Consider the following 20,584-nt stretch of genomic DNA (forward strand, 5'->3'; position numbering starts at 1 on the left):
TATTTGATGGTGGCAGCTTGTGATTCGCTATTATTAAAAAATCAATATCATTCGTTCCTTTCTATTTTTTTTGAAAACTGTCTTTTAATGTTAAACATTAACCTGCCAGAGGATTTTTCAATGAATAGTAGAAGTACTGAAGATTATGATACTCTGCCTGCTGTTATTATTAAAAATGCAACTAATAATGAAGTGTCACTAAATAGAACGGGTTTAATCGTTATCATTCCTGCCGAAGCAGGAATGAAACATTATGATTTACTGACTATTTACTGGCGAGGAAAAGAGGCTATTAATAAAAGCTACCCGAAAGCAATAACACAGCAGCGTGAAGGAAAAAACTTTATTTATCAAATCCCCCTCGGACAGTTAGAGAATCATCCACTTTTAGATATATGGTACTCTTTCCATCGGGTTGGCACTGGCGATATTAAAACCTCCCCCGTTGTCACCATCAATATATCGCTGACCGAAGAAATAGCAGCAATCCTCAAAGAAACAGCGGCTAAAAAAAACCAGCAACAGAAAATCGGCTCTCGTCACTCAGCCCGTCATGCTGAATTATCCTGCACGAATGACCAGAGAAAAATCGATGATATTGTTTATGCTAAAATACATCCAGCCATTGGTATCGGCCGCGTGGGGAACAGTGAAGATGAATATTATATTGGACCTGAATATTTACATGAACCTCCACCACCTTTTGGAGCAACTCGCGATGATACCGGAGCTATTAAGCGACAAGCTGCCAGGTTCAGGATTTATGGTTATAACGAATATAGCGTGGCGGTGGCAGAATTAACGGCTGATAGTGCTGATATTACCTGGAAAGTCGAACTCGCGAATAAAAAAGCCTCATGGTACTGTTTTGACAATGCCATGGATCAACCTGCCGGAAACTCAGTAGAACGCCGTAATCCATTAATTACTGGAGCCCAACGTAAAACGCTGGAAATAACACCTTCGCCTCAAACCATAACAGGTGCAGACCAGAGTGGTGTATTTTTTGATGACGGAAAGTTTAAAAACGTCACTGTTGAGTTAGGTGAATTACAGACTGATGGCGAAGGCCGTTTATTAGTGCTGGGAGGGCATGGTATTTCCGGGTCACCGAGTGGGGCACCACTCTTACTGACCGATGCCAGTGGCAGAGAAATTAACTTTAATAACTCTGTAGACTGGTATGACGATACTTCTGATGGTCCGGTTTCTGCTAAAGTCATATTCAAGGGAAAAAATATTCCCGTCGTCGATGCCTGGGTTGTTATCGGCCCACCTGATTATGCTCCTGGCATTGTGGCCTTCCGTTCGATGTATGACATGATTAAGCACTCGACGCTGGAGCCCGAACAGGATACCTCGTATACCAATGACATTGTGCCATTACTCTTTAATCTGTCTAATCTGCAATGGGTTAATGTCGGCTTTGCCCGGGTATTTGGTGAGGATGGTTTATTTCCAATCGATTCGGAACTGATTAAAACACTCGCTAAAGCGGATAGCTACTTCGAGCGTTTTGAAATCTTCGAACGGTTCCGGGCACCAGACGATCATCGGCTCGAAGGTGGCGATAAAATGAAATGGCCACAACTGTACGGAGATGTATTTGAGGGTCAACTGAAAGAGGAACCTGGTGCTCTTCTTCCCGTCTCTGCAGAAAGTTATGAGCACCTTGTCAATTTTGTTAACGGCGATTTTATTAACGACCTGAAATATGATGAAATCTTCGGTGCAGCAAGATTTCCAACCCAATTCTATGCCGTCCCCGTTGATGAATTACCGGCTGCAATGCAACCCAAAATCCTTGATAAAGCGCCTCTAGCTTACTGCTGTGCCGATGCCTTTCACCCGGGCTGTGAGCTGACCTGGCCGATGCGGCATGCGTCTTTATACAGTGACTTTTTGCGGATTAAACGCCGTGAAGAGGACTGTCCTGAACGTGATTATGGCGATATCCTGACGCCGGATGAAGCGTTGTCAGAAGACGGTCCCCTCCATGCGCAATCTCCCGGTGGCCTGAGCCGTTGGATGGCCGTTCCCTGGCAAGGAGATACCGCTCGCTGTCGTTCAGGCTATGACAAAGATTTTCATCCCTACTTACCGTCATTCTGGCCCGCTAAAGTCCCTAATGAGGTTCTTTCCGAAGCCCACTACGACATCTACTTTAATGACCATGCAGACCACAGTGCAAAACAGCGAAAAGAAGCCTTCCAGACGCGTGACTACTGGCAGCGTGGATTCTTATTAGAAGGTCTGGATAACGAAGCAGTAATGCAAATGACTGTTGACCGCTTTGATGAACTCGGCATCGTACAACGCTGCCCGGCGTCTGATGAGGATCGGGCGGTAAGAGACAGTGTCTTTGTTGAACAGTTAAAACCGGGCATGGAGCCTTTCCCGCCTTCTGTTGCCGCTTTCAGTTCCCGTATAGACGGTAGCACGGTGCATGACCGAGAGGCGCTTCTCAAACAACTGGGATGGACTCAAGAGCAATGGGACAAATTCAGGCGAACACGTTAACCCATATGTATTGTGATGCGGTAATTGTCGGAGGGGGGCCCGCGGGTGCTGTTGCAGCCAGGGAATTATCTCTCTGTGGAAAACAGGTCGTCTTACTGGATGCGAGTCAGACTACCCGGCAAAAAATAGGAGAAAGTTTACCAGGAGCAGCCCGGCCTATGCTGGATAAACTGGGTTTACTGCCCTGGGTTGAAAATGCGGCGTCTTTGACAAATAAAGGCAATTTATCCAGCTGGGGTGATGACAAATTAAGGGAAACGGACTTTATTCGTGATCCTTATGGCTGTGGATGGCACCTTGACAGACAGCATTTTGAGCAAAATTTACGTAATGCGGCTGTCGATTCGGGCGCGTTTTTGCTGAGAGAGCGGTTATCTTCTCTTATCGAAAACGATGAAGGGATCCATATTCAAGCAGGAGAGTTCAATATTTCAACGCCGTGGATGATTAATGCCTGTGGCACTTCACAATTTGTTGCCAGTCAGTTAGGTGCTGTCAGACAAAAAGATGCCCCTTTATTTGCTATCTATACCTGGTGTGAGAGTGATAGTCCGGATTCGCGCAGTACTGTGGAAGCTGCGCCTTCCGGATGGTGGTATACGGCCGGATTGCCTGATGGCAAACGCGTTGTCGCCTTTTTTACTCTGGCACAACAAGCAAAAGCCCTGCTACGAAACAAGAATCACTTTATATCGGCATTGAAAGAGACAACGTATATTTCCAGGCACGGTGTTGGGGAAAAAATAATAGCAGAACCCTTGCATATTACAGAAGCCACGGCAAGTTATCTCAAAAAAGCGGTAAGTGAACACTGGATAGCTGTCGGTGATGCCGCGGTATCATTCGATCCCTTGTCCTCACAGGGGATATACAATGCAATTTATACCGGACTAAGAGGAGCTGAGGCCGTTAATACGGCATTAAACACCAACGATCACTCATTACTCTCTCAGTACAATGAAAGAATTAAATCTATACGTGATGCCTATCGCCGGGAGGTCAGCCAATATTATCGACAAGAGCAACGGTGGTCCAGACATCGATTCTGGCAAATTCATCAGGCAGACAGAGAGTGACTTTATGTAAGCCATACCAGGGAAATAAATCGATTATACCCAAAATAATTCGAATTGCTTGTAGGCGCAGAGTCAATCCTGGCCGTTACTATCCAGGCACGCCTCCCTTTTTATTATAACTTTCACGGGTGAAATTATGAATAATGATGATGCTAAAGATATTATCCGAAATAATGAAGAGATTCAGCCCGCCTCTGATACCACCGCAATAGAAAATATTCGCCGCATGTTTGTTGACGAAATACAGGTGCCACGTATCGTTAATAATAATCAGACCCCTGCCAAACGTGCTGCTTTTGCCAAAACACACGGTATTGTTTCTGCCAGTTTTCAGGTCGTTGATAATCTGCCCACAAGGTATCAGGTGGGTATATTTAAACCCGGAAGACGTTATACTGCCTGGGTCAGGTACTCCAGCGATATTGCACAAACAGCAGCAGACCTTAACTCTACAGTTGGTATAGGCATCAAGCTTTTCGGTATTACAGGCAGAAAATCCATAGACCAGGAAGCCAATGGCAGCACTCTGGATTTTATATTACAAAATACAGAGGTTTTCTTTGCTTCCGATGCAACGGATATGAATAACTTCAAATCAGCCTCCATGGCTGGAAACCTGAATACATTCCTGGCACAAAATCCGGAGATGAAGGCTGTTCTGGACAGTATGAAAAAAAAAGTGGATACCCTGTTAGGTGAACCACTCTGGAGCTGCGTTCCCTTTAAGTTTGGTGATGATTACTGCAAATTTAAACTGTTTGCAAAAACACTCCCCAAGACAGACCATGTACCAGACTTTAATGGCATCGACTATCTCGGGCATGATTTAGCCTACCGGTTAATGGATAGCGAGATAAGGCTTGATTTTTTCGTGCAGTTACGCAATAACCCTGCAAAACAATCTCTTACCGATGCACGTAACCTGTGGGATGAACGCGAGGCAATCCCCTTTAAGGTGGCAACATTAACGCTTTACAGACAGAATATCCGCACCAGACAACAGCAAGAGTACGGCGAGTCGTTATCCTTTAATCTCTGGCGAACGCTACCAGAAATGGAACCGGTGGGCAGTATTGCTGAAGCCAGAAAAGTCGTTTATCAGTCCTCCGCGGAAGTACGCCGAAACGTGAATGGACAGAGTGCAGGAGAGCCTGATAAACCAAGAGCGTATCAACTGTCGGATAAACCTGCTTTTATCCCTACTGTGGACACCCCATGGCCGATTGGCACCTTGGGAAATGTCTCTGAAAATTTTAGCAGTTCTGGCCCAGTCACGATAAATCCGAATCATTACTTGACTAAATTTCCAGAAATAACAATAAGTGCCCGCGACACATCATCTCCTATATATATAAATCATAGAGGTGATCTATCCAGTCATCCTTTTATAGAAAAAGGCATTATTTATGTCAATTATCCCTATACCTCTAGCACGATGAGATTACTTTTTGAAAAGCATAATATGAAGAATGTTAGTTTTGATTTAATTGTGGTTCGTGGTATCAGTGCGAACGTTTTAACAATATCATCTTATCTGGATAATGAATTTATCGAATCATTCGAAACTGGAGAAATTAACGCTCGTGTAACGATACAGCCAGTAAATGGTAGTGCTTTTAACCTACTGACATTTAAGTTTAATAGTGGAGTATTTGTGATATCTTTAAACAACTTCGTAATGACTTATGCATAATATTTATCTGCTAAAAAATCACAGAGTATTCCTGTTTAACAAACCGTCGAATTAATCTGTTAAGCCGCTATCACGACAGCGGCTTAACAATAACTCACGTATTACCACCACTCATGGAAATGATGTACCGGGCCGATGCCCTGCCCCACTTCAAGACTATCCGCTTGTACCAGCGCTTCGGAAAGCCAGCTTTTCGCCTGTAGTATTGTCGTCGCCCAGTCAGAATGGCGAGGCCGTAAGGCGGTCAGTGCGGCTGACAGTGTACAACCGGTGCCATGGGTGTTTTTTGTTACCACGCGCGGGGCAGTAAAGCGCTGCTCACTCTCAGCCGTAAATAACCAGTCCGGGCTTTCTGCGTCAGTCAGATGCCCGCCTTTTAGCAGTACCGCCTGGCAACCTAAGGCCAATAATGCTCTGCCCTGCTCTTTCATCTCTTTTTCATTACAGGCATGGGGCGCATCAAGCAGTGCTGCCGCTTCCGGTAAGTTTGGCGTGATCAGTGCCACTCTGGGGATTAAATAGCGTCGCAAGCTATCAACCGCATCGGGGGTTAATAACGGGTCACCGCTCTTCGCCAGCATGACCGTATCCAGTACGATATTGCTGATTTGATAACGGGTCAGTTGAGCAGCGACAATCTCAACAATATCGGCTTCAGACAGCATACCGATTTTTACTGCGTCAATACGCACATCACTCAGCACCGAGTCTAACTGCGCGGCAACAAAAGCAGGCTCTATGCGGTAAAGAGACTGGACACCCTGAGTATTCTGCGCCACCAGTGCAGTAATGACACTGGTACCATAAGCCCCCAGTGCAGAAAATGTCTTCAGATCCGCCTGAATACCGGCACCTCCGCTGGGGTCAGTTCCTGCGATAGTCAGAGCATTAATCCGCTTCATGCCTGCCTCCCATCCCTGACAAAGCATCAAGCAAACCGACCGCAAAACTTCCCAGCCCCTGACTCTGACCTGCCGCTATCGAACCCGCCTGTTTCATAAAACCACAGCCCGCTGCAATATTCTCCAGTCGATCGCCAGGCAAGGCACAGCAAGCGGCTACCACGGCTGAAAGCGCGCACCCTGTTCCGACCACACGGGTCATCAAAACACTGCCCCCCTTTACCGTCCGGATACGCTCTCCATCAGTCAGATGATCCACTTCTCCGGTCACCACCACAATAGCGCCCGTCTGGCGGGCGAGCATTTGTGCCGCAGGCAGTGCACTGACAACACTGTCAGTACTGTCCACACCTCGCCCCCCCCCACTTAACCCCGCGAGGGCAATAATTTCTGAGGCATTACCACGAATTGCGCTGGGCTTTTGCTGAATGATTTGCTGGCAAAAATGACTGCGAAAAGTCAGTCCCCCTACAGCAACGGGATCCAGCACCCAGGGTGTATTCGCCGCTAAGGCCCCCTCAATACCCCGATGCATCGCCTGCGCTTGAATAGCAGTCAGGGTACCAACATTGATTAACAGCGCATCGGCAATAGCAGCAAATTGCTCTGCTTCATCAGGCTCAACCACCATCGCAGGTGAAGCGCCTAATGCCAGCAAAATATTTGCAGTAAAAGACTGAACAACATCATTGGTTATGCAGTGAACAAGGGGGGAGTGGCGACGAAAAGCATCTAATACAACTAAATTAAGCGGGTCAGGTTGCAACATATCAAGCTCCTGTCCGGCGTGAAAGAAGGGACACCGGACAGGCATCTGACTTCCCTACGCTGGCATTATCCAGATCAGGTGGTACGGGTATTTCTCAGCCTTCACAAAGAAGGGCACCCCGAGTCATGTACAGCTAAATCAAAAACTTGCGATTAATGATCTTCATTAATCCCTAATCAGGATAATGCCAGCGGAAGGTCAGACAAACAAGCTTTAAAATGCAGATGTGTGCCATTGTTTTCTCCTTTTATTAAGTATACGAATCCTCCGCTATCGCTGGTAATCTGGGCTGAGAAAAATTTAAGCCAGATGTAATCTAACAGACACCTGTATAAATAACCGGTAACTGTCAGATCAAGTCTGAGTTAATACAGGTAAAACAACGTACAGAAGCAGCTCTTGAGTTTCAGCGTTCTGTTGGGCTCAGTCTGGAACAGCTTTCACATATTTTATCAACTCTTGAACCATCGAATACAAAAATCCGTAAGCTGTCCATTTAAATACTTCAATAATAATTGATTCTTTTATATTGATAATCTCATAAAACAACCTAATTAGACTCATCAATAAAACAAAATCCGTGATAACAAGGTTAGTTTATCGGTAATAATAAATGTGGTGGTCAACGATAAGTAAACTGCTACAGAATTTCTTGGGTTATAGCCAATTTATTAAAAAGCTAAAAAATGAAGCAACACAACAAATCTTGTGTGCTGCTTTTATGAGAAGGACGAAAGCTACCAGCGAAGATCTGAAGCAGGGAGAAATGTCACAGACCTGACTTGATCTGATGTGTCATAACTTATCTGCATCATTGTAGGCATTGATCGGTTTTGAGCTTCATAAAGATCTGTCCAGCCAAAAGACCTCCGCATAACTACCTTTGGAGGGCTGCTTCTTAATGGCACACCTATTTTTTCATGAACCCATTCCCTCGACATGCTTCGCTGCAATGGCTCTGGTAATTCATTTGGAAATATCCAGTTTTTAGCCTTATCATTCTGGATTTTTACGACGATAGCCTGCAATATTCGACCATCCCGCTTGAAGGACAAGAAAAGACCTTCTTTTGCCATATCAAGACTTAGGTCAGGATCTCCAGATGAGCCTGTAGGAGGGCTTTTGTAAGTGATCAATTCATTATCAATAAGTTCCTGATAAGTTTTTCCTAAACAGCTTATCAAAGCATCAATATTTACTGTCATTTATATAACCCCATCTCACTGTTTAGTTTATGCATTCTCGACCTTGCTGACTCTATTTGATTTTCTGTTGCCCCTTGCTCTTTTAGCGCTGGTTTAATGGCATCAAGATTACGATCAAGAGCAGCCCTGAGATTTTTTGAGTCCAGTTCAATTTGTGCAGATGTGTTACGCCCACCGTAGGTTTCGCTGATTTGCTGGTGTACCTTTTTAGGTATCACTATTGCAGCGACATCTTGAGAAGCAAGCTCAATATCTTCAGGTGTCATGTCAGGATAATGTGCTTTCAGGTATGCCTTTACTGCTGCTTTCGATGGCATATGATCAGCCTCATACTTGCCTTGACGAGATCTGCGCACAAAATCGCTATAAAGCTCAACTTCCAAAAATTCAACAGGTGGCTTGCTCAGGTATATATAAATCGGTGGAATATTCGGCAATGGCAGAATAAGAATATAATCCGCAAAATTCTTTTCTTCCGGTGCCGGAGTGGTTGTGGCCTCGATGCTGGTATTTTCAGGCAACGGATCAACAACTACCGGATTCGGTATCCTTACCGGGTTCTGGTTGCCTGTATTTGAAGGAACATTGACACCTGAACTGTCTGGCGTCCAGATTATTGTTATACGTGGTTCTTCCTCTGTGGTAAATGTATACGCTTTACGGCTCTCATCCCAAGCCATTTTACGCACACGCACCATATCTTTACCGGGTGGAGTGTGCCAGCCGTGGGGAACCGGATTACCTTTATCATCCTGTTCCCATGTATAACGTACACGGCTTGGTGCTTCACGCATTTGTTCCAGACGCATACGGTCAATAAAGTCCTGTTCACCGTCATTGAGCCTTCCGGGCATCATTCCCATCACGACTGCGGCTATGGGAGCACCGGGACCGCTGGCAGCAATTCTTCCAAGTCCGGTAGATATCTCGCCAAGTTTTACCGCCCACGTTCCTGACGTAATGGCACTTCCGCCAATCAGACCAAGTACACTGGCTCCTTCAACCGCCATCTGGGCATTAGCAGCACTGACAGCGGCAGCTTTTGCTGCCTGATAATCCATTTCCTCATGATTACCATTCCACCATTTATACAGGGCACTTCGCTTCTTGGGTTCAGGAATATCTTCAACAGATTTCTTTCTCTTGGCAGTCTGAGCACGTTGAACCACTTCATTATCAGATGCAGGGTCTGCAGGAGGAACAGCCTGATAAAATGCCATCGTACTAAAATTGGTGTGCGGTTCCTGCTCTTTCCCGGCATCAGTATTCCCGGCTCCGCACATTTTTGATTTGGCAAAAACAGGAACAATATTTGCTGCTGGTGTAGCAGTCGCCAGTGCAGTAGCAGCTTCCACTATTTTTCGACCTTCTTCTTCATTTCTTCTTGCAGCCTGTGCAGGTGATTCCCCCGGACCAATCCAGCCCAGAGGAGCAATAATCCGGTTTGAACCTAGGGGACAACCACATAGCACTTTACAGTTATCCACAGCTACGGGACGCTGGTGAATGGTTCGACGTGAATCAGCTTCAACGACTTTCCCGGACTTACGGCATACAGGACAGGGGGTAGTTTCGTCACCAAGCACAATAGGTCGACGACCGAGAATATTTCCGACTGACAGGGAAGAGATAAGTTTTGCACCCGTTGTGGTTGAATCACCGCTCAGTGCCTGTCCCCGCCCCAGAATATTTGGACGGTTTCCCATTTATGCATCTCCGGTTTTTGTCGACAGAAAATCCAATGACATTAAGGAGCCTGTACGTCCAACAAGAACAAAACTGTCCTGCGGAGTGCTGATAATCACATCACCGTTATCCAGAAGGCTGGACACAAGAGAGACACCGCTATCATTTACTTCACTCATTTTACCCACACCAGTGACAATTTTCACCGCAAACAGAAATTGATCTATTATTGCCAGTACTTCCGTAGTCAGTTCATTGTTGTATTGACGCTCCATGTCCTTTTCCCTGTAATTTCTATGGTTAATTTGATGTAATACTAACCGATTTGTCATTTAACTTAAAAGAGATGTTTATCATTCGGTTACAAAAATTCGTTCCGGGACAATGCTGATGAATTCGGTTCAGGGAAGTAATGCATTTTTGTTATGCAATTAAATACCATTTTTCATCAAATCAAATTTAACCCCTCATGAATAACAAGATTATTACTGCTTTATTATTTTTTTGAAATGATATTTATTTTATGAGCTAACGCTCATAGCCCCGCCCTTTCTCTATATATTGACTATAAGGTCAGGCTATAGCATTTTCTCTTGAATGCATAGTAAAACCATATCTCCAATAGCAGCACTGAGTGATTGTCCAAAACAATCGCATTACTTAAACTTTCGTCTCTATTTTCTTCCAGTTACATCTGAACATCAAACCACTGTCATTTTTAACTCCCAATATACCCGTCATACTTCAAGTTGCTTGGGCGTTACCTTCGTCAATCCTGCCGAATCACATAGTTTATCTATGCTCATCGCCAGAATTGACTCTGCGCCTACAAGCAACTTGAATTATTTAGGGTATAAACAGGCTATTAATTGTTATCCTGACTTATATTTTTCGAAACAAGTTCAATGATATTTTCTTTATACCAAAACAAAATAGCGGTTTTTAAATCTCTTCTGCTTATATTAGAGACATCATTTTTGACAGAGTATTTCTTCATCTCACGCGTTATTAAAACACTATATGTAGGAGGTGGCATAAACTCATCCATATGATAGAAGAAACTTAGCTGAGCAGTTTCATCGTCATAAAACGTTACGGAAAAATTTTCCACGGAAGCAGTGTACCGACTATTTCATGAATACGCTGAAATAATTTGAGCAAATCTTCGGTTATGTGTACCGCTTCAGAAATAGCATAAAGCACAGACTGCAACGATTCAGAGCGTTTACGCTCTGTATATCGTAGGCTACACCAATACGTAACTGTCGGCGGGTAACCAGCATGCTGACACATAATGTTGACTGTTTATCCGTTTTTATGAACGTAGTGGTTCTTCCTATGTCTGGAAGATATTACTATGTTCGACTATAGTTAATTTCATCGTACCGTCAATTAGTACTTTCAATAAAAGTCCTCCTGGCTAACAGACAATAAGAGTTCTCTTATGACAGCAATAGATATTTTTTGGGTTGGTATCGGTGGTGGCAGCGGATCGCTTCTACGCTGGTGGGTAGGAAAAATAACGGGTGAACGTTATCACGGAAATTTTCCTCTTGGCACCTTTATCATTAATATTTCAGGTGCATTTATTATTGGTTTTTTAAGCACACTGTTTGTGATTGACTGGCAAGACCGTTTCGGTTCGTTTCTTCATGCTGCCATATTAACCGGTATTCTCGGAGGTTATACAACCTTCAGCAGTATGCAGCTGGATGCGGCAAAACTGGCACAGACAAAGCAACAAGCGCTGGCTCTGGGATATTTATTGCTCTCTGTAGTGACGGGTGTTGCAGCCGCCGCCGCAGGTGTCTGGCTGGCGATGTAAGGGTCCCTACATGAATATGGTCATTCTGATTTTTGTCGGCGGTGCACTGGGTGCAATTTGTCGTGAATTATTGATGCTGGGCGTTCCTTCGCTCAGTGATGGTTTTCCTCTGGACATTTTTTCGGCAAATATTATTGCCTCATTTCTGTTGGGGATAACCGCCGCACTATTCCAGCGTAAACGTATTAACCAGTATGTCAATGCGCTGGCAGCAACAGGAATTATGGGTGGGCTATCCACTTTTAGCAGTTTTGTTTATGGTGCTTTTGAAGTTATGACAGCACCTGAATTGCTGATAATCGGCGTGAGTTATTTAATCATTAGCATAGTTGCCGGTTTTCTGGCTGTTATCGCGGGACTGTATCTGGGAAATCGCGTAAAGCCTGGCACCGAGTAACTGCCAGAGCAGCTACCCGGTGATGGTAAAACTAGAACCAGGCTTCCCACATCGCCCCGATATTAAAGGCGTCAAGGCGGGTATTTTCTGTGTCATTGGTCGTGGAAGCGGTGTGTTTATTATCCACTTCGCCACCGGTGACATAGAAGCGTAGCATTGGCCTGAAATCTGAGCCCATATCGATAGAAACGTTCTGAGAAAGGGTCAGTTTCCAGCCCTTGTTATCTCCACCGGTTTTATAATCCACGTGCTGATAACCCGCTTCAAGCCAGGTTGAGTAGACATCATTCCAGAAATGCATTGGACGCACTATCAGATTATAGTTACGACGGCTCTCATCTTTATGATTACTGCGATCATAGTCGTGGAATGCTGCCAGGTAAGTGACTGAGGTTTGTGGCGTAAATTTATAGGTTCCCTCCAGGCTGGTATAAACGGTGCGCAGATCGCTGGTTTTATAATAGATGCTGTTATCTGACTTATCCGAATAGCGGGTAACCCATTTATTTTCAATGTTCTCTCCGGTATGACCCAGAACCACAGCGGTTTGCCAGGCGGTGAGCCTATCGTTACTTTCAATAGCTTTAGAATCAAAGCCATAGTTGGTATAAAGCTCAAAATCGATAGGGCCCAGCTTTATTCCATGTAATTTTGAGGTTACCGCATAGTGACCGTTATCACCGGTTCCTGAACTACCGGTACAGGTAATGCGCGACGGATTAGATTCATCAGCAATCACTTCCGGGCTACAAGACTCAACGGAGCCCACTCCGGCAAAGTCTAGCTTAACACCTCCCAGATCAAGATTTTTTACCCCGGCACCTTGTCCGTCATGCGTCATCCAAAAATAGTCGTTAATCCCCTGCTGTGGTCGCTGGTGAAAATCACGTCCCGCCCATAAATAGGCATCAGGCTGGGATTCAAACAGATTGGTCACACCGGCATAGGCTTTTTTCAGGTTAACTTCATCTCCCCAGTGGTCAAGCATCACCACCACATCCCATATTGCGCCGTTATTCCCTTTAAAAGCTTTCGAAAGCTGGAATTCTCCGCCATTCCCCTCATTACCCAGACGTCCGATAGCGGAAGAACCATTATATGAACCATCGACACCGACATATTTCATATCACCAGTTTGGATTTGTGCCCCGTATCGCGCATAAGCATTAAATTGTAAGCCATAGGGAATGGCCGTATCGGGTGTTGGCGGCAGGACAGAAGAGGTATCAACAACATCGATATTTTTATTTTGCACTAATGTCGCATCAAGTTTTTCTTGTCGTTCAGCCAGCGCTTTTTCTACCGCCTGGGCAACAATTTTATTTAACTCTTCAGAACTAATAGTAACTTGTGTCGTTCCCTGGGCAAATACAGATATAGGGCATAACGCAGCGATAACCGCCATCGTTAATGGAAGCTGTTTAAATATTTTCATCGCAACCTCAATTGAATAAAACATTATTTTTGACAATAGTTATTTAGTTCGGCCCGGGCAGAATAATTACGCCGCGACCAAAGTTTTTATAATATATATAATGCAGGGTGATAAGATTTTATTTAGCCGTAATTATCTCTCCATTGACAGTGGATAATAATAGATTGTTTATATTAGTAATATTAACGTTGATAGAGATGAATAATTTCTTCTGATAACTCTCGTGCTAATAAAGATGTCATTAAATGATCTTGAGCATGCACCATAATAAGCGTCATCGGCTGTCTCGCCTCACCCGCATCCTGCTCAATAAGCTTGGTTTGCATATGATGAGCCTTGCGGGAATAGGTATCCGCTTCAAGGAGCAAGCCCTTTGCCTCGGTAATATCACCGCGACGAGCAGCCTGAAGCGCTTCAAAACACAGGCTTCGCGATTGCCCGGCATTAATGATAATTTCCATCACTGCCTGTTCTAAATCTATCATTATTTATTCCTGAATTAATCAAAACCATTGTTAATCGCGGTACTGGAAAACCATAGTCCGCTTTTTTTAATTGTCCGTTTCTGGCTGGTTAAGTCTAACTGAATAAAACCATAGCGATTTTTATAACCATTACACCATGACCAGTTATCAATAAATGTCCACATATGATAACCAAGACAATTTGCACCTTCACTTATTCCTTTATGTAACCATTTCAGATGTTCAGAAACAAAGTTTATCCGGTATTGGTCGTTTATTTGTCCATCCTGTAAAAATCGTTCTTCATTTTCCACTCCCATGCCATTTTCGGAAATAAAACAACGCGGGTTATCATAATTAAGACGTAAATTAGTCAGAATATCGTAAATACCGGGCTCATATATTTCCCAGCCACGATAGGGATTCATTTTACGTCCGGGCATTTCATAGCTGTCAAATAGCCACTCCGGCATAAACGGTGTTATCGGATTAACAGCGCTATCGCGACATTTAACCCGTCGAGGCTGATAGTAATTGATCCCCAGAAGATCTATCTTTCCTTCCGCAATTAGCGCTTTGTCCCCTTTCTGACATGTGGGTAGCTGGTCATAATCACGTAATAAATCAATCAACTGCCGTGGATACTCACCACGTAATACGGGGTCAAGGAAACTGCGATTAAACAATAAGTCCGCATACTCTGCCGCTTTAACATCCGCAGGATTCTGTGACCTGGGATATGAAGGCGTCAGATTAAGTACGACCCCTATTTCCCCATCATATTGACCGGCCCGATAAGCTTTAACCGCCGTTGCATGTGCCAGAACCGTATGATAAGCAACCGTCGCTGCACGCCGGAAATCCACGACATTCGGATAATGAAAATCATACAGATAGCCCCCTTCGACCGGGACGATAGGTTCGTTAAAAGTGAACCAATGCTTTACCCTGTCACCAAACAGTTCGAAACACACTTCTGCGTAGTGTTTCCAGGCCTCAATCACTGCACGATTTTCCCAACCGCCAATTTCCTGCATCGCCATCGGCATATCGAAATGGAACAGCGTAATAAAGGGGGTAATATCCTGAGCCAGCAATTCATCAATGACGTTATTGTAAAAAGTCACCGCTTCGGGATTCACTTCGCCAATACCGTTCGGAATCAATCTTGACCAGCTCAATGAAGTACGGAAACTGTTATGGTTAAGTTGCTTCAGCAAAGCAATATCTTGCTGCCAGTTGTGATAAAACGTTGACGTCTCATCCGGACCAATCCGTTGATGAAAACGCAAGGGTTGGCTGGCGTACCAGGCATCCCAGGTGGTCGCACTTTTGCCGCCTTCCCGGCTGGCGCCTTCGGTTTGCAGCGCAGAACTCGCACTGCCCCACCAGAAATCATCTGGAAATTGATATTTCATTAACAAAATCTCTTATCGTTATGGATTGGTGCGAATGGCGTCTGAAACCGTTGGAGCATCGTTAGTTTGGCTCCCGGTCGTTTTTAACAGTGAATGTTCATAAGCCCGCAGGAATGGCAGATAAATCAGTGCGGAAACCACCATACAGATCAAACACATCACGACAGGGCTAAAGGCCCAGTTAGCGGCCCAGGAAGCACCAATCGGCGCAGGTGTGGTCCATGGCGTCAGAGAAACTACTTGTGCCAGCCAGCCTAATTGCGTAGCGGTGTAAGCCAGAATGGCATTGATTAACGGCACGCAAATGAAGGGGATAAACATAATCGGGTTCATAATGATTGGCGCACCAAACAAAATGGGTTCATTGATATTAAAGAAGCTCGGTACAACGCCCAATTTACCAATACTGCGTAAATGCGCCACGCGACTACGTAATAGTAAGAACGCCAGCGGCAGTGTGGAACCGACGCCACCAATTAATAAATAGTGATCCCAGAAACCTTGTAAATAAACATGCGGTAAGCTTGCTCCCGCCGCCAGTGCAGCCTGGTTTGCAGCCAGATTGGTCATCCAGAATGGACTCATAATGCCGGTGACAATCAGCGAGCCGTGAATACCGGAGAACCAGAAAATCTGGCATAACAACACAGAAAGCAGTATTGCAGGCAAGGAATCCGATGCAGAAACCAGCGGTTGCAGTAAATGCATAATCGCTTCAGGAATGATCATACCGCTTTGCGATTCAATAAACAGATTAAGGGGATGCAGCGTCGCCATAATCACCAGCACGGGAATGAGGATTTCAAACGACCGAGCAACTCCGGTAGGCACCTCTTTCGGTAACCGAATAGTGATCTTATGTTGTTTCAGTGCGGCATAAACGCGGGTGGAATAAATAGCGGTAATTAAGGCAGTAAAGATCCCCTGGCCAGACAAATACTGGGTAGATATTTTGCCGTCAGCAAAAGGAGCGGCAACCAGTAAAAATGCCATAAAAGCCAGCAAACCTGACATCACCGGATCGAGATTAAACTGCTTCCCGAGACTGGCTCCCACCCCTACAGAGATAAAAAAGGTCATCACCCCCATACTGAGGTTAAAAGGCAGCATTAGCTGTTCGCGGTAGGTCGCAGAAAAATCCAGCCAGGCGCGTGCAAATCCCCACGTTGTATCAGCAGCAAAGGGCGGGAAGATAAAAACCAGCATAAACGAGCCGATTATCATAAAAGGGAGAGCAGCAGTAAAACCATCGCGGATAGCAATAACGTATTTTTGCTGTCCCAGACGCCCCGCAAGCGGAGTAATAGTCTGCTCAATAGAAGCAACCATCGAATGATAGAGAGAACTCATGTGAATACCTTTTTAGTGAGTCGCTTTAATAAGCGACAGAGCATAATCCAGCACGTTATCGCCGCGCTGCATTCCATAATCCATCATATCAATGGCTTGAACCGGAATGCCGTGGGCTGCCGCCTTTTCTGAAAGCATACCTAACATATATTTCACCTGCGGTCCGAGCAGAACCACTTGATAGTGCGGGAACTGGCTATCAAACTCAGAGACACCAAAAGCCTCAATCTCAACCGGAATTGCCCTTTCTTCCGCCACTGTCCGCATCTTTCTGACCAGCATGCTGGTGGACATGCCTGCGGAACAACACAACATAATTTTGTACATCTACATCCATCCTTAAAAGGTAAATAATATTACGGAAACAAATATGACATCATACGGAAACCGTTTTCCATTCGTAGTGAATGGAACTGTGACCGCCATCAAAGTCCATTCTGTATGGGAATTATTTCTTTGATGAGTGTCGCAACTTTAAGCCCCGGATATCTATTTTGGACAGTTACGGAAATTCGGTTTCCATGATAAATGGAAACGACTATACTCAAGGGGTTACTATTAGCGGGCCCGAGCCATTTTGCGGAATGACAAACCAGGGCTACAGCCTGCCAGGAGAGAATTATGTCTACAATCAACGATGTATCACGTCTGGCTGGGGTTTCAAAAGCCACAGTCTCACGGGTGTTGAGCGGTTCACGTGGTGTTAAAGAAGCCAGTCGCCTGGCTGTGCTTAAAGCCGTAGAAGAACTCAATTACCGGCCAAATGTCATCGCGCAGTCCTTGTTAAGTCAGTCAACGGGTTGTATTGGCGTTATCTGCGCGCAGGAAAATATCAACCAGACTACCGGCTACCTGTACGCACTTGAAAAACATCTCAGTCAGCATCAAAAACATCTGTTATTACGCTTTGCCAGCAACAAAACAGAAGTGATGCAAGCCCTGGATGAACTGTCCTGTGGGCTCTGTGATGATGTGCTCATTATCGGGGCGCGTTTCCCGCTCAATTTGACTGATGACAGCGTTATCCTGGTCGACTGTATGGATGTCGATGCCACCAACAGTATCCATTTTGATCATGCTTTCGCAGCAGAAACAGCATGTAATTATTTGATTAAAAATGGAAAAAGAAAAATAGCTTTGATTAATACCGCCACAAATGGTTATGTCGACGATGTATTACTGGGCTATAAACGCGCGCTGGAAAACAACTTTCTGCCTTTTAATCGAGACCTGATATTCATGGACTCTTCTTCTTCATCCGTCGCATTACAGGAGTTGCTGAATAACAACGCAACGCGTAATTTTAATGCTTTATTAGTCGCAGATGAACAAGAAGCCCAGAACGTTATCCCCCAATTACAGGCGTTTAATAAATCAGTACCGGATGACATTATGGTCTTTAGTCTTGCCGGGTCACTGCATTATCCGGGGATCCCGACTATCCCGGCGATTGAATATTCAATGGACGCGATGGCAGCAAAAATAGTGACGTGGCTTAATCAGAAAACCAAAAGTGTACTGGGTTCTTATGTCCTGCGTGGAGATTTGATTATCCCTGATATGCCAGGCAGAAAATAAATATTGAGCAACTTGGCGCAGAACATTCTGCGCCACTTTCCCCGGCTCTCAGTTCAACAATTCCCCTCTGAGATATCAGGTTTTCTGCCGTTAAACAGCATGCTAACGTATGCTGCATCACAAAACCATTATCTATTATCAACCACTATAGCGTAAAATATAGAGGTTCAGATTAATATGATTTCCCAGGCGAAAACAGGCAGATTTATCATGAAAAAATATGAAGAATTGGTTCAAGATATTATCAGTAAAATTTGCCAGGGGGTTATTAGGGTAAAACTGTTATCAGAAAGAGAGATTTCTGAAAAATATGAGACTTCGCGATTTACCGTACGTAAAGCGCTGGCAAAATTAGAAGCTATTGGTGTGATAAAATCTAAAGTGGGTTCCGGCTATTTCGTTAATACGGCGATTATTGGTAAACCACTTATTTATAACTCAATCACCGAAAATAAATTTGGTGAAATATCATACAAAAAAATCAAGCTGAATAAACGACTGCCTACGCCACATGAAATGCAAGTCTTCTCTATCGGCGAAAATGATTATCTCTGGCATATAAAACGCCTACGTTTAGTTCACGGCATTGTGACACAAATAGAGGATACTATTTTGCCTGTCAGTATATTTTCACATATTTCGAATGACGTAATCGAAAACTCCCTGCAAAAACATGTATTGTCGCTGGGATTAGAAATTGACAGTTATTTGACCACCTACAGAGCGATTAACTTATCAAAGGACGATGCCATACTGCTCGACTGCAAACGGTCAATTGCCGCGATGAATATAACCAACAGAGGTTTTTTGAAAACCGGAGAGGTATTTGTGGTCAGTGATATCATTGATATCAATTATCAATGTACTTACCACACTCAATTTAACTCAGAAAGCCTTAACTATCGTGGTGAAACAGGCCGCTGAATTGCGGCCCTGTGTTTCTTATGGAGTATGAATCGTACCATCAGGTAGTCGGGATTGTGTCCATTCATGTGGACGATACTCAACCGGATATTCCCCGGCGATGCCCACATCCATTTCGACACCAATTCCCCTTAGTTCTGAAGCATATAAGTAACCATTTTTCGGTTCAGCTGCATTTTTAAATACCCGCAAGGTATTTGGCTGATAGGTAACGTGCTCCTGAATAGCGGCATTATGCAAATGAACATTAAGGTGGGTATTGACCGCTGCGCCAATCGGGGTCATATCTGGCGGACAATGCCAGGCCACGCGGACGCCAAAGGTGGCGCATAAATGCGCTAATTTCAGAGCCGGTGTAATGCCACCAAGCTGCGAGACATGGCAACGAATAAAATCGACTCTGCGATTAATAATCAACGCCTTCCACTCTTCAGGATTATTAAATAACTCTCCTAACGCGAGTGAAACACTGGACTGGCTGCGAATATTATCCAGCCATTCCGTTTGGTTAGGCGGGAGGATATCTTCGATAAAATAGGGACTGTACTGTTCAACTCGTTTAGCAAACTGTACTGCCTGATTCGGGAATAACCTTTCATGGACATCATGCAGGATATGAAATGATTTTCCGTATCTTTCACGTAACTGCTTAAACATCTCCAGTGTATTGTCCATATACTGGTCCTGGTCGAAGTAAGAGCCTTCCGTCGGCGTTTCTGCGGTATGAATATCTACCGGAACGCCGCCATAAAAGCCGAGCTGACAGCGGATATGCTTGTAACCCTGTGCCAGATATTTGTCGACCTGCTGATATAAACCTTCCATCGAATCGCTGGTTGCATGAGTGTAAACCTGAATAGCATCCCGTGCTTTCCCCCCCCACAGTTGATGTAAAGGCATATTCGCTAATTTAGCTTTAATATCCCAAAGCGCCATATCGACTCCGGAAACGGCATTATTGATAACCGGACCGTTGCGCCAGTAAGCGTTCACCATCATCATTTGCCAGAGGTCTTCAATATTATTGGCATCTTTACCGATCAGTAATGGTTTTATATATTCATCAACCATTGTTTTTACCGCTAAAGGACGCTGCTGAAAGGTTGCACAGCCGAATCCTGTAATACCAGATTCAGTCTCCACCACAACGGTAATCAAGTTATGGCGATCGGGTCGGGTAATGATGCACTGAATGTTTGAAATCCTGTTTGGGTTCACTTTTAACCACCTCAAGCTTACTGAATATATGCATGAAACAGCGAAACAATGCATATTTCAAGCGCTAGATCTCACTTAAAATTAACTGGTTCGTTCCTCTTCAGAATTGCGTCATAAAAACGTA

Annotated in this window: 20 protein-coding genes and 1 riboswitch; of the genes, 8 read left to right on the forward strand and 12 right to left on the reverse strand. The window is 44.5% G+C overall.

Features of this window, described 5'->3' with window-relative positions; translation table 11 throughout:
* Nucleotides 1-120 precede the first annotated feature (120 nt).
* From Q1A40_RS01970 to Q1A40_RS01980, 3 genes are all read left to right on the forward strand, one after another.
* Nucleotides 121-2,520, forward strand: coding sequence for a LodA/GoxA family CTQ-dependent oxidase (locus Q1A40_RS01970; protein ID WP_299997092.1), 2,400 nt, complete (start codon nucleotides 121-123; stop codon nucleotides 2,518-2,520).
* Nucleotides 2,493-3,596, forward strand: a complete 1,104-nt coding sequence (locus Q1A40_RS01975) for a tryptophan 7-halogenase (RefSeq protein ID WP_299997095.1) — start codon at nucleotides 2,493-2,495, stop codon at nucleotides 3,594-3,596. The genes Q1A40_RS01970 and Q1A40_RS01975 overlap by 28 nt, the downstream gene beginning before the upstream one ends.
* 136 nt (nucleotides 3,597-3,732) lie before the next feature.
* Entirely contained in the window at nucleotides 3,733-5,289 is a 1,557-nt protein-coding gene (locus tag Q1A40_RS01980; RefSeq protein ID WP_299997098.1) for a hypothetical protein, read from the forward strand.
* A 101-nt stretch (nucleotides 5,290-5,390) separates the two neighbouring features.
* On the opposite strand, the gene thiD is transcribed toward Q1A40_RS01980, so the two are convergent.
* A complete protein-coding gene (thiD, locus tag Q1A40_RS01985; protein WP_299997101.1) occupies nucleotides 5,391-6,191 on the reverse strand; it encodes a bifunctional hydroxymethylpyrimidine kinase/phosphomethylpyrimidine kinase in 801 nt (266 codons plus the stop codon).
* A complete protein-coding gene (gene thiM / locus Q1A40_RS01990; protein WP_299997863.1) occupies nucleotides 6,178-6,957 on the reverse strand; it encodes a hydroxyethylthiazole kinase in 780 nt (259 codons plus the stop codon). The genes thiD and thiM overlap by 14 nt, the downstream gene beginning before the upstream one ends.
* A gap of 37 nt (nucleotides 6,958-6,994) precedes the next feature.
* Nucleotides 6,995-7,091: riboswitch (TPP riboswitch) on the reverse strand.
* A 237-nt stretch (nucleotides 7,092-7,328) separates the two neighbouring features.
* On the opposite strand from thiM, the gene Q1A40_RS01995 reads away from it, so the two are divergent.
* On the forward strand, nucleotides 7,329-7,460 hold the full coding sequence (locus tag Q1A40_RS01995) for a DUF4756 family protein (protein ID WP_299997866.1): 132 nt from the start codon (nucleotides 7,329-7,331) through the stop codon (nucleotides 7,458-7,460).
* Between the two features lie 237 nt (nucleotides 7,461-7,697).
* Here Q1A40_RS01995 and Q1A40_RS02000 read toward each other — a convergent pair whose 3' ends face one another.
* From Q1A40_RS02000 to Q1A40_RS02015, 4 genes are all read right to left on the reverse strand, one after another.
* Nucleotides 7,698-8,165, reverse strand: a complete 468-nt coding sequence (locus Q1A40_RS02000; protein WP_299997103.1) for a DUF6392 family protein — start codon at nucleotides 8,163-8,165, stop codon at nucleotides 7,698-7,700.
* Nucleotides 8,162-9,871, reverse strand: a complete 1,710-nt coding sequence (locus Q1A40_RS02005) for an S-type pyocin domain-containing protein (protein ID WP_299997106.1) — start codon at nucleotides 9,869-9,871, stop codon at nucleotides 8,162-8,164. The genes Q1A40_RS02000 and Q1A40_RS02005 overlap by 4 nt, the downstream gene beginning before the upstream one ends.
* Nucleotides 9,872-10,126, reverse strand: a complete 255-nt coding sequence (locus Q1A40_RS02010; RefSeq protein WP_299997109.1) for a hypothetical protein — start codon at nucleotides 10,124-10,126, stop codon at nucleotides 9,872-9,874. It lies immediately after the preceding gene.
* 590 nt (nucleotides 10,127-10,716) lie between these two features.
* The gene (locus Q1A40_RS02015; RefSeq protein ID WP_299997917.1) at nucleotides 10,717-10,962 is read right to left on the reverse strand and encodes a hypothetical protein; all 246 of its coding nucleotides are present in this window, start codon (nucleotides 10,960-10,962) and stop codon (nucleotides 10,717-10,719) included.
* Between the two features lie 333 nt (nucleotides 10,963-11,295).
* Here Q1A40_RS02015 and crcB point away from each other — a divergent pair, with 333 nt between their 5' ends.
* Together crcB and Q1A40_RS02025 are read left to right on the forward strand one after the other, a co-directional pair.
* Nucleotides 11,296-11,676: a fluoride efflux transporter CrcB gene (gene crcB, locus Q1A40_RS02020; RefSeq protein ID WP_299997112.1), complete on the forward strand. Its 381-nt coding sequence runs from the start codon at nucleotides 11,296-11,298 to the stop codon at nucleotides 11,674-11,676.
* Nucleotides 11,677-11,686: 10 nt separating this feature from the next.
* Nucleotides 11,687-12,073 (forward strand): CrcB family protein, encoded by a 387-nt coding sequence (locus tag Q1A40_RS02025; protein WP_299997115.1) that lies wholly within the window; start codon nucleotides 11,687-11,689, stop codon nucleotides 12,071-12,073.
* A gap of 31 nt (nucleotides 12,074-12,104) precedes the next feature.
* On the opposite strand, the gene Q1A40_RS02030 is transcribed toward Q1A40_RS02025, so the two are convergent.
* The 5 genes from Q1A40_RS02030 to Q1A40_RS02050 all read right to left on the reverse strand — a co-directional run bounded on the left by Q1A40_RS02030 (nucleotide 12,105) and on the right by Q1A40_RS02050 (nucleotide 17,067).
* Entirely contained in the window at nucleotides 12,105-13,508 is a 1,404-nt protein-coding gene (locus tag Q1A40_RS02030; protein WP_299997118.1) for a carbohydrate porin, read from the reverse strand.
* A gap of 182 nt (nucleotides 13,509-13,690) precedes the next feature.
* On the reverse strand, nucleotides 13,691-13,993 hold the full coding sequence (locus Q1A40_RS02035) for a PTS lactose/cellobiose transporter subunit IIA (protein ID WP_299997121.1): 303 nt from the start codon (nucleotides 13,991-13,993) through the stop codon (nucleotides 13,691-13,693).
* 14 nt (nucleotides 13,994-14,007) lie between these two features.
* Entirely contained in the window at nucleotides 14,008-15,390 is a 1,383-nt protein-coding gene (locus Q1A40_RS02040) for a glycoside hydrolase family 1 protein (RefSeq protein WP_299997124.1), read from the reverse strand.
* A gap of 18 nt (nucleotides 15,391-15,408) precedes the next feature.
* Nucleotides 15,409-16,740: a PTS transporter subunit EIIC gene (locus tag Q1A40_RS02045; protein ID WP_299997127.1), complete on the reverse strand. Its 1,332-nt coding sequence runs from the start codon at nucleotides 16,738-16,740 to the stop codon at nucleotides 15,409-15,411.
* Nucleotides 16,741-16,752: 12 nt separating this feature from the next.
* Complete coding sequence (locus Q1A40_RS02050; RefSeq protein ID WP_299997130.1) at nucleotides 16,753-17,067, reverse strand: PTS sugar transporter subunit IIB; 315 nt, start codon at nucleotides 17,065-17,067, stop codon at nucleotides 16,753-16,755.
* Nucleotides 17,068-17,361: 294 nt separating this feature from the next.
* On the opposite strand from Q1A40_RS02050, the gene Q1A40_RS02055 reads away from it, so the two are divergent.
* Nucleotides 17,362-18,318 carry a LacI family DNA-binding transcriptional regulator gene (locus Q1A40_RS02055; RefSeq protein ID WP_299997133.1) on the forward strand — a complete coding sequence of 319 codons (957 nt, stop codon included), beginning with the start codon at nucleotides 17,362-17,364 and terminating at the stop codon, nucleotides 18,316-18,318.
* 210 nt (nucleotides 18,319-18,528) lie between these two features.
* The gene (locus tag Q1A40_RS02060) at nucleotides 18,529-19,242 is read left to right on the forward strand and encodes a GntR family transcriptional regulator (protein ID WP_299997136.1); all 714 of its coding nucleotides are present in this window, start codon (nucleotides 18,529-18,531) and stop codon (nucleotides 19,240-19,242) included.
* A gap of 18 nt (nucleotides 19,243-19,260) precedes the next feature.
* On the opposite strand, the gene Q1A40_RS02065 is transcribed toward Q1A40_RS02060, so the two are convergent.
* On the reverse strand, nucleotides 19,261-20,460 hold the full coding sequence (locus Q1A40_RS02065; protein ID WP_299997139.1) for an enolase C-terminal domain-like protein: 1,200 nt from the start codon (nucleotides 20,458-20,460) through the stop codon (nucleotides 19,261-19,263).
* Nucleotides 20,461-20,584: the final 124 nt, after the last annotated feature.

Source organism: uncultured Cedecea sp., assembly GCF_947498825.1.
Taxonomy (GTDB): Bacteria; Pseudomonadota; Gammaproteobacteria; order Enterobacterales; family Enterobacteriaceae; genus JGM124.

What these genes read in the sequence shown, in the direction of transcription:
- Q1A40_RS01970 (WP_299997092.1), top strand. Translation starts at nt 121, where the DNA reads ATGAATAGTAGAAGTACTGAAGATTATGATACTCTGCCTGCTGTTATT.
- Q1A40_RS01975 (WP_299997095.1), top strand. Translation starts at nt 2,493, where the DNA reads ATGGGACAAATTCAGGCGAACACGTTAACCCATATGTATTGTGATGCG.
- Q1A40_RS01980 (WP_299997098.1), top strand. Translation starts at nt 3,733, where the DNA reads ATGAATAATGATGATGCTAAAGATATTATCCGAAATAATGAAGAGATT.
- thiD (WP_299997101.1), bottom strand. Translation starts at nt 6,191, where the DNA reads ATGAAGCGGATTAATGCTCTGACTATCGCAGGAACTGACCCCAGCGGA.
- Q1A40_RS02000 (WP_299997103.1), bottom strand. Translation starts at nt 8,165, where the DNA reads ATGACAGTAAATATTGATGCTTTGATAAGCTGTTTAGGAAAAACTTAT.
- Q1A40_RS02005 (WP_299997106.1), bottom strand. Translation starts at nt 9,871, where the DNA reads ATGGGAAACCGTCCAAATATTCTGGGGCGGGGACAGGCACTGAGCGGT.
- Q1A40_RS02010 (WP_299997109.1), bottom strand. Translation starts at nt 10,126, where the DNA reads ATGGAGCGTCAATACAACAATGAACTGACTACGGAAGTACTGGCAATA.
- crcB (WP_299997112.1), top strand. Translation starts at nt 11,296, where the DNA reads ATGACAGCAATAGATATTTTTTGGGTTGGTATCGGTGGTGGCAGCGGA.
- Q1A40_RS02025 (WP_299997115.1), top strand. Translation starts at nt 11,687, where the DNA reads ATGAATATGGTCATTCTGATTTTTGTCGGCGGTGCACTGGGTGCAATT.
- Q1A40_RS02030 (WP_299997118.1), bottom strand. Translation starts at nt 13,508, where the DNA reads ATGAAAATATTTAAACAGCTTCCATTAACGATGGCGGTTATCGCTGCG.
- Q1A40_RS02035 (WP_299997121.1), bottom strand. Translation starts at nt 13,993, where the DNA reads ATGATAGATTTAGAACAGGCAGTGATGGAAATTATCATTAATGCCGGG.
- Q1A40_RS02040 (WP_299997124.1), bottom strand. Translation starts at nt 15,390, where the DNA reads ATGAAATATCAATTTCCAGATGATTTCTGGTGGGGCAGTGCGAGTTCT.
- Q1A40_RS02045 (WP_299997127.1), bottom strand. Translation starts at nt 16,740, where the DNA reads ATGAGTTCTCTCTATCATTCGATGGTTGCTTCTATTGAGCAGACTATT.
- Q1A40_RS02050 (WP_299997130.1), bottom strand. Translation starts at nt 17,067, where the DNA reads ATGTACAAAATTATGTTGTGTTGTTCCGCAGGCATGTCCACCAGCATG.
- Q1A40_RS02055 (WP_299997133.1), top strand. Translation starts at nt 17,362, where the DNA reads ATGTCTACAATCAACGATGTATCACGTCTGGCTGGGGTTTCAAAAGCC.
- Q1A40_RS02060 (WP_299997136.1), top strand. Translation starts at nt 18,529, where the DNA reads ATGAAAAAATATGAAGAATTGGTTCAAGATATTATCAGTAAAATTTGC.